The following is a 12,563-nucleotide window of genomic DNA, read 5'->3' on the forward strand; positions in this document are numbered from 1 at the left end:
AGCCTGCCCGGCGGCGGCTTGCGTCCTCAGTATCGCACCGTCGACTGTTAGGGAGGCACGGGGGCGCCTCCCGCCGTCGGCCGGGCTCAGGGTACTGGACCGCGATAGTCTGCCGCGGCGCTAGGCTGGGGACATGGGCACAGCTCTCCGCACACCACCCGCGCCGCAGCCGGAGCTTTACCGGTTCTCCCGGCTCGATTTCATCACTGTTGGACTCTATGTTGCCGTGGCCGCATTCTTCGCCGTGGCGGGCGCGCTGCTGGCGCCACTGCTGCTGCAGATCTCGCCCAATCCTGCGGTGGCGTCCTACGCGGTGAACCTGGTCTTTTACGCCACCATCGGCGCCCTTGCCCTGGCCGCCGCTCGGCGCGTCGCCGCCCGCGACCTCCGCGTCCTGGCCACCAGGCCCTGGTTCACGGCGCTCATGGTGCCGCTGGCCGTCGTGGTGATGCTCATCGTTACCGCGGTTCTCGTGGCCGTCAGCGGGCCGGTACAGACCTCCGCCAATCAGGCCGGTCTCCAGGCGCTCATGCAGCAGGTCCCGGTGTGGCTCATGGTGCCGCTGCTGGTGATCGTGGGCCCGTTCGTCGAGGAATACATTTTCCGCCACCTGCTGATCGGCAAACTGAGCCGCCGGGTCAACCTCTGGGTCTGCTGCGCCCTGTCCGTGGTCCTCTTCGGGGCCCTGCATATCGTGGGCCAGGAGCAAATGACCCTGCAGGTGCTGATGCCCTACCTGGCCATGGGTGCCGTCCTGGTGTTCGTCTACGTCTGGACCGGGAAGAACGTGATGTTCTCCTACTTCGTCCACGCCTCCAAGAACCTCCTCGCGGTCATCTTCATCTACGCGATCCCGCCAGAGGTCCTCGAACAGCTGCAGCAGGTCCAGGGCTAGCCGAACCATCGCGGGGTCACTTGGCGCCCATTCCGGTGCCCCGCATGGACGCCAAGTGACCCCGCGATGCTTTGGGATTGTCGGGGGCCGGGCCCTTCCGGCGCGGGCGCCGACGTCGTAGGTTCTTTCCATGACACTGAACATCCAGATCGCCGTGGACTGCAAGAACCCGCACGAGCTCGCCGACTGGTGGGCTGAAACACTGGAATGGGCCGTGGAGCCCCAGGATGAGATCTTTATCCACTCCATGATCGAGCAGGGCTTCGCCACGGATGCAGACACCACCACACACCGCGGCAGGCTCGTGTGGCGCGAGGGCGCCGCGATCCGCCCGCCCGACGAAATCGACGCCAAATCGCCGGCCCGGCGCATTCTGTTCCAGATCGCCCCGGAGGAAAAGACCGTCAAGAACCGGGTCCATTGGGACGTGAGGCTCGCGGGCGCGGATAAGGACTCAGTGCGGGCAGCCCTTGAAGCGCGTGGCGCCACGTTCCTCTGGACCGCCAACCAGGGACCGCATTCCTGGCACACCATGGCGGACCCGGAAGGCAACGAGTTCTGCATCAGCTGACGCGATTACTAGACTCGGACTGTGAGCAACGAAATCCCCGCTAAGGTATCCGACGTCTTTGACCCCACCCGGTGGCGCACCGTGTCCGGTTTCGACGACTTCCAGGACATGACCTACCACCGGCAGGTGGAGCGCGGCGCGGACGGCTCGGTGGTCCGGGACCTGCCCACGGTCCGCATCGCCTTCAACCGCCCCGAGGTCCGCAATGCCTTCAGGCCCGGCACCGTGGACGAGCTCTACCGCGCCATGGACCACGCCCGGATGAGCCCGGACGTGGCCACGGTCCTGCTCACCGGGAACGGCCCCTCCCCCAAGGACGGCGGCCACTCGTTCTGCTCCGGCGGGGACCAGCGGATCCGCGGCCGCGACGGCTACCGGTACGCCAACGGGGAAACGACGGAAACCATCGACCCCGCCCGCGCCGGCCGGCTGCACATTCTGGAGGTCCAGCGGCTCATGCGCACCATGCCCAAGGTGGTCATCGCCGTCGTCAACGGCTGGGCGGCCGGCGGCGGGCACTCTCTCCACGTCGTCGCGGACCTCACCATCGCCTCCCGCGAGCACGGAAAGTTCAAGCAGACCGACGCCACCGTGGGTAGTTTCGACGCCGGCTACGGCTCGGCCCTGCTGGCCCGCCAGATCGGCCAGAAGGCCGCCCGGGAAATTTTCTTCCTGGCCCGTGAATATTCCGCCGAGGACATGGTCAGGATGGGCGCCGTGAACGAGGCCGTGGACCACGACCGCCTTGAGGAAGTCGCCCTGGAGTACGCCGCGGACATCGCCCGGCAGTCCCCCCAGGCCATCCGCATGCTCAAGTTCGCGTTCAACCTGGCCGACGACGGCCTGGCCGGCCAGCAGGTCTTCGCCGGGGAGGCGACCCGCCTCGCGTACATGACCGACGAGGCCGTGGAGGGCAAGGAGGCCTTCCTCGAGAAGCGCGATCCCGACTGGTCCTCGTTCCCGTACTACTTCTAAGGCGCACTGTGACTTCCGGAAGCATGAACATCGAGCCCGCGCTCAAGGCGCTGGCTGCCGCCCTCCACGGCGAGGGTCCCGCCGTCGAGCTCTCCGCCGGGCCGGACGGCTCACCGGTGCTGGGCTTCCCTGACACGGCCGGCATCGAGGACGCGGCCGTCGTGGTGCGGACCTCCGGGTCCACTGGCACGCCGAAGGCAACCGTCCTGACCGTCGAGGCCCTGGCGGCCTCGTCCGTGGCGACCGCCTTTGCGCTCAAGGGCGAGGGCCAATGGCTGCTGGCCCTGCCCGTCCAGTACGTGGCCGGGGTGCAGGTGCTGGTCCGCTCGCTCTTTGCGGGGACCCGCCCGTGGGTCATGGACCTGTCCGGCGGCTTTACGCCGGAGGCCTTCACCGCCGCGGCGCTGGAGCTCACGGACAAGATCCGTTTCACCTCCCTAGTGCCCACCCAGCTTCGGAGGCTGCTGGATACGCCCACGGCCGAGACATTGGCGGTGCTGCGGCGCTTCAACGCCATCCTGCTCGGCGGCGGTCCCGCGCCGGCGGAGCTGCTCGCCGCGGCCCGGGACGCCGGAGTCCGCGTGGTGACCACCTACGGCTCGTCCGAGACCTGCGGCGGGTGCGTGTACGACGGCTTCCCGCTCGAGGACGTCCTGGTCCGGGTGGAGGACGACGGCCGTATCCTCCTGGGCGGGGCAACCATCGCTGCCGGGTACCTTCAGGCCCCCGAACTCTCGGCCGCGACGTTCAGCGAAGAGGACGGCGTCCGCTGGTACCGCACCAACGACCTCGGTGAACTGGACGCCGACGGGCGGCTCACCGTGCTCGGCCGGGCCGACGACGTCGTCATCACCGGCGGCGTCAAGGTCTCCGCCGCGCACGTCCAGGCCGAGCTGGAAAAGCTCGAAGGCGTGCGCGCGGCTTTTGTCGCCGGTGTGCCCTCCGCCGAGTGGGGCCACGCCCTGGCCGCGTACGTTGCCGTGGGTGACAGTTCCCCGGAAGGCATGGCCGCGTTCGCCGCCCGCCGGAACGAAACCTGGGGACCGGCCCTGGGCGCGCTGGCCCCGAAAACGGTCCTTCCCGCCGCGGAACTGCTCATGCTGCCCAACGGCAAACCGGACCGCCTGGGCATGACGGTCCTGCTGGATGCGCTCCATCAGGGAAAATAGACAAGCCGCCTCCGGCCAGCTCTCCAACCAACCAACGAGTATTCAACCAACAGCGAGTATTCAACCAACCAACGAGGTACTGACCGTGGCCACAGCCGCACAATGGATCCAAGGCGCCCGACTGCGCACCCTGCCGGCCGCGATCGCACCGGTGCTGATCGGCAGCGCAGCCGCCTACGAGATGGATTCGTTCATCCTGCTGAACGCCGTGCTGGCCGCCTTGGTGGCCCTGCTCCTTCAGATCGGCGTGAACTACGCCAACGACTACTCGGACGGCATCCGCGGCACGGATGAAGACCGGGTGGGTCCCCTCCGGCTCGTGGGCTCGGGCGCGGCCAGCCCGGAGCACGTCAAACGGGCCGCGTTCGCGGCGTTCGGGCTGGCGATGCTGTTCGGCCTGATCCTCGTGATCATCACGCAGGCCTGGTGGCTCATCCTGGTCGGCGTCGGCTGTGTGCTGGCCGCCTGGGGCTACACAGGCGGCAAGAACCCGTACGGCTACCTCGGCCTGGGCGACGTCTTCGTGTTCGTGTTCTTCGGACTCGTCGCAACGCTGGGCACCACGTACACGCAGGCGGGGCAGCTCAGCCTCGCCGCCATCATCGGGGCGATCGGCACCGGGCTGATCGCGTGCGCGCTGCTGATGGCCAACAACGTCCGCGACATCCCGACCGACAGAAAGGCGGGAAAGAAAACCCTGGCCGTCCGGCTCGGAGACAAGCACGCACGCGAAAGCTACGTGCTGATGCTTGCCGTCGCGATCCTGCTGGTCATCGTCCTGGCCCCCGCGCGGCCGTGGATGCTGATCGTGCTGCTGCTGATCCCAGCCAGCCTCATGCCGTCCTGGCTGATGATCGCCGGGCGGCGGCGCAAGAGCCTCATCCCTGTCCTGAAACAGACCGGACTGATCAACTTGGGCTTCGCCGGGCTGTTTTCACTCGGGCTCATCCTCAGCCACGGGTTCTAAGGCCGCGGCCCTGGGCCGCAGCTGTGCACGGACTGCTTGAAACAGGACTGCTTGAACCAGGACTGGTTGAACCCGCGGCCGGGCTCAGGCCCCTGGCTGCTGGGAATCCTTGCGGCGGTGCTCCGTGCGGACTGCAATGTCGGGGTTCGCGTCCACGAGGCGGTCTTCGGCGTCGGCGTCAGCAACCTCGCCGGCGCTGCGCAACGGCTTCGCCTTGCCCGAGAACCGGTGGTGGAGCGTCGCAGTGGCCGCGTCGCGCTGCCTCTGGAAGAACAGGAAGCTGATAGCGAAGGACATCATCCCGGCGCACAGGGCAGCCAGGAGCACGCCCAGCTGCAGGTAGAGGAAGAGGGCAAACAAGGGCGCAAACAGCGCCAGCCGAATCAGGGTGTATTTGAGGAAAGCCACCCCTCAAGTTTAGCCGCCAGAACGGCGGCGCTGCTTCGGGCTGCCCCGCCCCTCGCCGCTGCGGCCGGCGGCCTGCACCCGGGCACAGTGGCAGGCGCCGTGGAGGCGCCCGACGGCTAGACTGAAGATATGCTCCGTGTAGTCGTTCCGATCGTCATACTGGCCGTCTTTGTCTATGGACTGGTGGACCTCATCCGCACTGATAAGCGGCTGACCAGGGGCATCTCCAAGACCGCCTGGATCTTCGTGCAGGTCCTCCTCCCCGTAGTCGGCGCCACCCTGTGGTTTCTCCTTGGCCGCCCCCGCGCCACGGACACCGCTCCGGTCGCCTACAGCCACCCGGTAGCGCCCGACGACGATCCCGACTTCCTCCGCAACCTTGAAATCCGCCGCCGCAACCAGGCCGAGGCCGACAGGCTCAAGAAGCTCAAGGAAGAACTCGAGGCCAAGGAACGCAAGCCCGACGCCGGCGGCGCGGAAGCCAGCGGCACCGAAGGTGCCGGCGATGCCCACGAACCCGGCGACGCCGGAACGCCAGGAACCGACGAGGTTAAGTAGCGCGAAGTTCAGTAGCGCGAAGTTAGGCAGGGCGAGGTCCAGTGGGTGGGTTGACCGTTGCACTATTCCTGTTGCCACCGTGGTGAACAGTGACGAAAGGCCCCGCGCCAAGCGCGAATCCGGCGCCTAGAATGGGTAGATCATCGGCCGAAGCACCTTGGCCCCGGAAGTGGTGGAATGCGTTTGAACAATGAAAATGTGTTTGAACAATGAAATGTGCTTAAACAATGGAATGCCTTTGAACCATGGATAACATTTCGCGCAGGACCCTACTATCCGCCGGCTTGGGTGCCGGCATTCTCATTTCGTTGCCCGGGCCCGCTGCGCCCAGCATCTCAATCGCGGAGGATACCGGGCTCCGGGGCGACCCGTTCATGCTCGGCGTCGCCTCAGGCGAACCGTGGCCGGACGGCTTCGTGCTCTGGACCCGCTTGGCGCTCGACCCGCTCGCCGAGGATGGCCTCGGCGGAATGCCGTCCCGGAGCATCCCGGTCGCCTGGGAGGTAGGCGAGGACGCCGCGATGGGCAAAGTGGTGGCCCGGGGCCTTGAATACGCCCATAGAGAGAATGCCCATTCCGTACATGTGGAATTACGGGGGCTTCAGCCGGGCCGCGAGTACTTTTACCGGTTCCGCTGCGGACGTTATGTTAGTCGCACTGCCCGGACGCTTACGAGCCCCGCACGCCATGAAACTCCGGCGGCGCTCGCGATGGCCTTCGCCAGCTGCGCGAAGTATGAGCAAGGCTACTTCACGGCATATGCCCGCCTTGCCCAAGACCACCCTGACCTGGTGCTGCACCTTGGCGACTACATCTACGAACGCCGCAGCGGCACCGATGTCCGCGAAGAGGCCCGCCACCTCGACGTGCTGGAGACCGTAACGCTTGAGGGCTACCGTCAACGCCATGCACAGTACAAGTCCGACGCCGATCTGCAGGCTGCGCATGCGATCGCACCGTGGTTGGTGGTCTGGGACGACCACGAAGTCGACAACAACTATGCGGATGACGTTCCGGAGGATAGGGATCCGAGGGAGATGAACGATACCGCTGCGCGCTTCCTTGAGCGCCGCGCCGCGGCCTTCAAGGCCTACTACGAGAACATGCCGTTGCGCGCGTCCTCAGTGCCGGCCGGAACGGACATGAAAATATATCGCACGATCCAGTGGGGCCAGTTGGCCAATTTCCATATGATGGACACCCGGCAGTACCGGGACGCTCAGATCTCCGGCGGCGGCCGGGGCAAGAATGTTGCCGGGCGGCTGGACAAGCACCGCACAATCACCGGCACCCTGCAGGAGAAATGGCTCCTGGAAGGCTTCAAGAACTCCACCCAGCGCTGGGACATCCTGGGCCAGCAGGTCTTTTTCGCGGAACGGGACCGCAATGCGGCCGCCAGCATCGACGACGTCTCCATGGACAGCTGGGACGGCTACGCGGCATCTCGGCGGCGCATTACCCAGGGGTGGGTGGATGCCAACGTGCGCAACGCCGTCGTACTCACAGGGGACGTGCACCGGCACTGGGCCAACGAACTGAAAATCGATTTCAAGGACCCAGACTCGCCGGTGGTGGGCTCAGAACTGGTCAGCACGTCCATTACCTCCGGGGGCAACGGTTCAGGTGCCACGTTCGATCCAGTCATGGCGTGGAACCCGCATTTGAAGTTCTTTAACAATCAGCGCGGCTACGTGACTACGCGAATCACCAAGGACTCCCTACAGGCGGATTTCCGCGTACTGGACTTCGTCAGCGTGCCGGGTTCCCCAGTCAGCACCAAGGCCTCGTTCCAGATCAACGACACAGTCCCAGGCCTCGAGCCCCAGGCCTAGCTGTACCCGGCCAGACGCACGGTCCCCGCCGGTCCCCTGTCCCCGGCCGGCGGAGCTGCAGCTTTAAAGCCCCGAGTAGGAGTGCAGGCCGTTGAAGAACTGGTTCACGATCGTGAAGTTGAAGACCACGCACAGGTAGCCGACGATCGACAGCCAGGCGGCACGGGTACCGGTCCAGCCGCGGGTGGCGCGGGCGTGCAGGTATCCGGCGTAGACCACCCAGATCACGAACGTCCAGACTTCTTTCGTGTCCCAGCCCCAGAACCGGCCCCAGGCCTTCTCGGCCCAGATGGCGCCGAACATCAGCGTAAACGTCCAGCCGACGAACGCGATGGCGTTGATGCGGTAGGACAGGTTCTCCAGGCTCAGCGCGTTCGGGACTAGGCGCATGAACCCGAGCTTGTCGGCACCGCCGGCGGCGATGGTCTTCTGCCGGTGCGACTGCACGAGCTGCAGCGCGGACATGGCGAACGTCAGGGTGAACAGGGCCGAGGACATCACTGCGATGGAAACGTGGATGATCAGCCAGTAGCTCTGCAGCGCCGGCACGAGGTGGCCCACGGGCGTCCAGAAGGCGATGGAGGCCGCAACCAGCATGATGATGGCCAGGCCGATCACAAACGTGCCCAGGAAGCGCAGGTCGCGGCGGATCAGCACCAGCAAGAAGACGGCCACGGCCACGAACGCGCCGGTGGTGAGGAATTCGTACATGTTGCCCCACGGCACCCGGCCGGCACCCAGCGCGCGGGTGATCACCCCGGCCGCGTGAATTGCAGCGCCGAGGACCGTCAGCGCGACGGCCACCCGGGCAGGGGCACGCCGCTCACCGGCGTAGCGCATGCTGCCGTCGGCGGTCTGGCCCGCACCGGCCGCGGTGCCGCGGCCGGAGACGGCCGACGTCGGACGCTCGGCACGGCCTGCAGGGCCGCTGACGTCCGCATCGGAGCGGTCAACGTCGCCTCCGGCGCTCCCCGCCCCGACGCCGACGGGTATGCGCGCGGCCTCAGCAGGGGTCGCCTGGGCGGCCAGTTCGGCGGCCTTGAGGTCCACCGCGCGCAGCATCTTGCTGCTCTTGGCCAGGTCCCAGGCGAACGCGATGAACGCCACGGTGTACGTGCCGGCGGCCAGCAGCATGAAGAGCTCGCTGTACTGGCCCATGGTTTCGTTGATCGAGAACAACATTACTGATCCTTCTTCGACTCGGAGGAGCCGGCTGTTGACTGGATGAAGTCTTCTGCGGGTTGTTCTGGGGTGGCGTGTGTGCCGCCGTCTGCCGTGCTGCCTGTTGCCGTGCTGGCCTTATCCGCCCGGTCATTATCCGCCGTTGCGCTGGGAGCGGGCTGGGAACCGGTCGTGGCGTCCACGCCCAATAGCCACTCGTCGGAGAGGATTTTGCGTATGGCCGCCGCCTCCCCGGCGAGGCGGTGGTCTTCACCGCGGGCCAGGAGACCGTACTCCACCATGGTGCGGCCGTCCGCGTGGGTGCCGGCGCGGACCCAGACGCGGCGCCGGTTCACGTAGAGCGAGGTCACCAGCCCCGCCACGGCCAGGAGCGCGAAGATCAGGGCGTACAGCTGGCCGGGGTTGTGGTGGATGTCCACGCCGATGTAGCGCTTGACGCCGTCGAAGCTGATGGAACCCTTGCCGTTCGGCAGCGTGTAGCTGCTCCCGGGCGCCAGGACAATGCCCTTCGTGGCCAGGTTGCGGGCGTTGAGCGGCGTCAGCTTCTTGACGTCGAGCTCGAAGACGTTCTGCGGGGAGCCAGCGTTCAGGCCGAGGTCGCCGAAGTAGGAGTTCAGCGTCAGCTGAGGGTTGATCAGCTCCGGGTCACCGCTGAAGGACACGCCCTTGTCGGAGACGAACGCCGTCGGCAGGAAGAACCCGGCGAAGGCGAGCTGTTCCGGTTTGGCGTCCGGGACCTTGATGACCACGGAGGAGTAGTAGTTCTCGCCCTGGAGCTTAGCCACCACGGGACCCTGCATGGCGATGTTTCCGGCGCCGTCGCGGACGGTGACCACAGGAGCGTAGCCGTTGCCGGTGAGGTACACGCTGGTGCCGCCGAGGCTCAGGGGGTCGTTGACCTTGAGTACTTCCTTCTTGGCGGGTGCGTCCGGGTTTTCCTTCGTGGTCACCGCGGCCGTGAAGTCGATGGGCTGACCGAACTTGCCCTTCGACTCACGGTCGAACTTGATGTCGAATTTATCCAGCTGCACCGAATACGGCTGGAGTTGGCTGCTTTGGAAATTGGTGCCGGGCGTGAACTGGTCGTAGCCGACGAGGGTGTTGACGAACGTGTCACCCTCCACCAGGATCCGCTGCCCGCTGTAGCCGAAGAGGCCGCCGGCCGCCACCGAAACCAGCACGCCGATCAACGCGGTGTGGAAGACGAGGTTGCCGACTTCCCGCAGGAAGCCGCGTTCGGCTCCCAGGGAGGGGCGGGCGCCGTCGCGGTCCCGGACGTCCACGCGGTATCCGCGTTTCTTCAGCAGTTCCGCGGCGTCGGAAATGGCGGCCGACGCCGGGACCCCATCGTCGGCCGGAATCACGAGGGTGCCGTATTCGGGGAGCCTGGACAGCCGGGCTGGCGTGCGCGGGGGCTGGGAGCGCATCGCCTTGTAGTGCGCGATGGCGCGCGGGATCACGCAACCGATCAGCGACACGAACAGCAGGATGTAGATCGCGGAAAACCATGCCGACGAGTACACGTCATAGAGCTGCAGCGAGTCCAGGATCTTCCCGTAGTCCGGGTGGTCCTTGATGTACTGGGTGACAATCGCCGGGTTGGCCGGGCGCTGCGGGAACAGCGAGCCGGGCACGGCGGCGACGGCAAGCAGCAGGAGCAGAAACAGGGCCGTGCGCATGCTGGTCAGCTGCGTCCACGCCCACCGGAGCATGCCCCAGGGACCCAACGAGGGCAGGACGGCCTCGGGCTTCGGGGACTTCTTCTTCTTTTCGTTCACGCGCTCGCTCATCAGATTGGCAATTTCACATCGGTTTGGAACCAGTACTGCAACCCGGAGACCCAGGTGCCCCACACCCCGCTGGCCATCAGAATGCCGAGCAGGATCAGGATGCCGCCTCCGGTGCGCTGGATGGCGAGCCGGTGCGTGCGGAAGAAGGACATCAGGCCGATGCCGCGGCGCACGGCCAGGGCGATCAGCAGGAACGGGATGCCCAGCCCCAGGCTGTACACGAAGGCCAGGAACGCGCCCTTGGCCGCCGAGGAGCCGCCGGAGAGGCTGAGCAGCTGGACGGCGGAATAGGTGGGGCCGATGCACGGCGCCCAGCCGAGCCCGAAGGTGATGCCCAGCAAGGGCGCGCCCCACAGCCCGGCCGGTGGTTTGGCATGGATCTTGGCATCGCGCTGGAGCCAGCCGAAGCCGCCCATGAACACGACACCCATGATGATCACCAGGACGCCCAGCAGCTGGGTGATCCACTTGTTCTGCGAGCCGGTGATGAGGCTGCCCAGCTGCCCGAACGCCCCGCCGAGCAACACGAAAATCACGGAGAAGCCGAGGACAAACAGCCCGATGCCGGCCAGCATGCGGCCGCGCCTTTGCTTCTGCAGGTCGACGCCGGTCAGTCCCGTCACGTAACCCAGGTATCCGGGCACTAGCGGAAGGACGCACGGCGAGAGGAACGAGACGAGTCCGGCCAGCAGCGCGACGGGAATGGCAAGCAGGAGCGATCCATTCAGGATGGCTTCGGCGAAGGGGCTGTTCACGGCGGGGTCCGCGCTACTCGGCCACGGCGGAGGCGATGAGGGATTTCAGGGTGCCCTGCTGGATTTCGCCCAGGACCCGGGAGGCGACGCGGCCTTGCTTGTCCAGCACGAGGGTGGTGGGCACGGCGCCGGGCGGCACGAGTCCGGAGACGGCCAGCAGCACCGCGCCGTCCTTGTCATTGAAGCTCGGGTACGTCAGGTTGAAGGTCTTGTCGAACGCGTCGGCCGTGGCCTTCTCGTCGCGCAGGTTGACGCCGAAGAACTGCACGCCCTTGGTCTTGAATTCCTGGTGCAGCGCCTCGAGGGAGGGCGCCTCGACCCGGCACGGGGCGCAGGCGGCGAACCAGAAGTTCAGCACCGTGACCTTGCCGGGGAAGTCCGCCGACGTGACGGCCGTGCCGTCGAACAGCGTCCCCTTCAGCGCCACGGGACTCTTACGGTCAGCGACGGCGAACTCGGTCACGGACCCGTCACCGGCCACGTAATTCTTGTTATCCCCGGCCTTGGCCTGCTTGGCGAGGGCGTCGTCCTGGGCGCAGCCGGAGAGCCCGAAGACGGCAGCCAGCGCGGCGCCGCCGACGGTCAGGACGCTGCGGCGGGACAGCGGAGTCCCTTCGTAGCGGTTGGCGGCCACGGTCAGGCTCCCGGGGTGCTGGCAGCACCGGGCAGGAGGGCGGCAGCGGGCTCGCTGTAGTCGACGCGCACCAGAGCGCCGGCGTCGTCGAACACCAGGGAGGTGAGGGACGTCAACGTGCATTCGCGCTTGCGCGGATCGTGCCACAGCGGCCTGCCTTCGGCGCTGAGCCGCGTGGCCCAAATGGGCAGCTGGTGGCTGACAAGGATTGATTCGGCCCCGTTGCCGCCCAGTTCGACGGCCCGGACGCGCGCGTCCTGGACGGCCGCGATGACCCGCGCGGCCTGCTCCTTGTACGGCTCACCCCAAGAGGGCCGGAACGGGTTGTACAGCCGGGCCCAGTGCTTGGGCCGGAGCAGCTCCGCCTTGGAGACGTGGAGACCCTCAAAGTAGTTCTCGGCTTCGATGATGCGGGCTTCGGTGGCAATCTCGAGGCCCAGGGCATCGGCAATCGGCTGTGCCGTCTCCTGGGCGCGGCTCAGCGGGGACGCGGCGAGGTGGACGATCCGGGCCCCTTGTTCGGATCGCTCCCGGAAGTGTTCGGCCAGCGTGCGGGCCATCTCCCGGCCGAGGTCGGAGAGGTGGAATTCCGGCAGCCTGCCGTACAGGACACCATCGGGATTGTGGACCTCGCCGTGGCGGAGCAAATGAACAGTGGCTTGGGGCATGTCTACCAGTTTCTCAAAGATGCCGGTCGATCTGAAATCTTCTACGGAAGGTAGAACTGACGAGTTTGGAAAAATGTTCCCTGGAGTTGGAATAAAAGATGCAAATGCATGTTTATACTGGGTGAAGCAGTTAGTTGAGATTTCAACCAATGATTCTTC

Annotated in this window: 13 protein-coding genes; 7 read left to right on the forward strand and 6 right to left on the reverse strand. The window is 66.4% G+C overall.

What is annotated here, in order from left to right:
* The first annotated feature begins 133 nt into the window (after nucleotides 1–133).
* The 5 genes from AC1DKQ_RS02780 to AC1DKQ_RS02800 all read left to right on the forward strand — a co-directional run bounded on the left by AC1DKQ_RS02780 (nucleotide 134) and on the right by AC1DKQ_RS02800 (nucleotide 4,577).
* Nucleotides 134–895, forward strand: coding sequence for a lysostaphin resistance A-like protein (locus tag AC1DKQ_RS02780; RefSeq protein WP_476884492.1), 762 nt, complete (start codon nucleotides 134–136; stop codon nucleotides 893–895).
* Between the two features lie 130 nt (nucleotides 896–1,025).
* Nucleotides 1,026–1,466 (forward strand): VOC family protein, encoded by a 441-nt coding sequence (locus tag AC1DKQ_RS02785; RefSeq protein ID WP_476918155.1) that lies wholly within the window; start codon nucleotides 1,026–1,028, stop codon nucleotides 1,464–1,466.
* Between the two features lie 21 nt (nucleotides 1,467–1,487).
* Nucleotides 1,488–2,441 (forward strand): 1,4-dihydroxy-2-naphthoyl-CoA synthase, encoded by a 954-nt coding sequence (locus tag AC1DKQ_RS02790; protein WP_476918156.1) that lies wholly within the window; start codon nucleotides 1,488–1,490, stop codon nucleotides 2,439–2,441.
* A gap of 23 nt (nucleotides 2,442–2,464) precedes the next feature.
* Entirely contained in the window at nucleotides 2,465–3,610 is a 1,146-nt protein-coding gene (locus AC1DKQ_RS02795; protein WP_476918177.1) for an AMP-binding protein, read from the forward strand.
* Nucleotides 3,611–3,695: 85 nt separating this feature from the next.
* Nucleotides 3,696–4,577, forward strand: a complete 882-nt coding sequence (locus tag AC1DKQ_RS02800) for a 1,4-dihydroxy-2-naphthoate polyprenyltransferase (protein ID WP_476884489.1) — start codon at nucleotides 3,696–3,698, stop codon at nucleotides 4,575–4,577.
* An 84-nt stretch (nucleotides 4,578–4,661) separates the two neighbouring features.
* Here the strand turns inward: AC1DKQ_RS02800 and AC1DKQ_RS02805 are convergent, their stop codons facing one another.
* Nucleotides 4,662–4,985 (reverse strand): DUF4229 domain-containing protein, encoded by a 324-nt coding sequence (locus AC1DKQ_RS02805; RefSeq protein ID WP_476884488.1) that lies wholly within the window; start codon nucleotides 4,983–4,985, stop codon nucleotides 4,662–4,664.
* A 129-nt stretch (nucleotides 4,986–5,114) separates the two neighbouring features.
* On the opposite strand from AC1DKQ_RS02805, the gene AC1DKQ_RS02810 reads away from it, so the two are divergent.
* Both AC1DKQ_RS02810 and AC1DKQ_RS02815 read left to right on the forward strand, forming a co-directional pair.
* A complete protein-coding gene (locus tag AC1DKQ_RS02810; protein WP_476884487.1) occupies nucleotides 5,115–5,543 on the forward strand; it encodes a PLD nuclease N-terminal domain-containing protein in 429 nt (142 codons plus the stop codon).
* A gap of 245 nt (nucleotides 5,544–5,788) precedes the next feature.
* Entirely contained in the window at nucleotides 5,789–7,375 is a 1,587-nt protein-coding gene (locus AC1DKQ_RS02815; RefSeq protein ID WP_476918157.1) for an alkaline phosphatase D family protein, read from the forward strand.
* Between the two features lie 63 nt (nucleotides 7,376–7,438).
* Here AC1DKQ_RS02815 and ccsB read toward each other — a convergent pair whose 3' ends face one another.
* The 5 genes from ccsB to AC1DKQ_RS02840 are packed head-to-tail and all read right to left on the reverse strand — an operon-like array spanning nucleotide 7,439 to nucleotide 12,404.
* Nucleotides 7,439–8,557 (reverse strand): c-type cytochrome biogenesis protein CcsB, encoded by a 1,119-nt coding sequence (ccsB, locus tag AC1DKQ_RS02820; RefSeq protein ID WP_476884485.1) that lies wholly within the window; start codon nucleotides 8,555–8,557, stop codon nucleotides 7,439–7,441.
* On the reverse strand, nucleotides 8,557–10,347 hold the full coding sequence (gene resB / locus AC1DKQ_RS02825; protein ID WP_476918158.1) for a cytochrome c biogenesis protein ResB: 1,791 nt from the start codon (nucleotides 10,345–10,347) through the stop codon (nucleotides 8,557–8,559). The genes ccsB and resB overlap by 1 nt, the downstream gene beginning before the upstream one ends.
* A complete protein-coding gene (locus AC1DKQ_RS02830) occupies nucleotides 10,347–11,102 on the reverse strand; it encodes a cytochrome c biogenesis CcdA family protein (protein WP_476918159.1) in 756 nt (251 codons plus the stop codon). Before AC1DKQ_RS02830 ends, resB begins: the two co-directional genes overlap by 1 nt.
* Nucleotides 11,103–11,115: 13 nt before the next feature.
* On the reverse strand, nucleotides 11,116–11,736 hold the full coding sequence (locus AC1DKQ_RS02835; RefSeq protein ID WP_476918160.1) for a TlpA family protein disulfide reductase: 621 nt from the start codon (nucleotides 11,734–11,736) through the stop codon (nucleotides 11,116–11,118).
* Nucleotides 11,737–11,738: 2 nt separating this feature from the next.
* Nucleotides 11,739–12,404 (reverse strand): histidine phosphatase family protein, encoded by a 666-nt coding sequence (locus AC1DKQ_RS02840; RefSeq protein ID WP_476918161.1) that lies wholly within the window; start codon nucleotides 12,402–12,404, stop codon nucleotides 11,739–11,741.
* Nucleotides 12,405–12,563 lie beyond the last annotated feature (159 nt).

This window comes from Arthrobacter sp. 05L421, assembly GCF_056397785.1.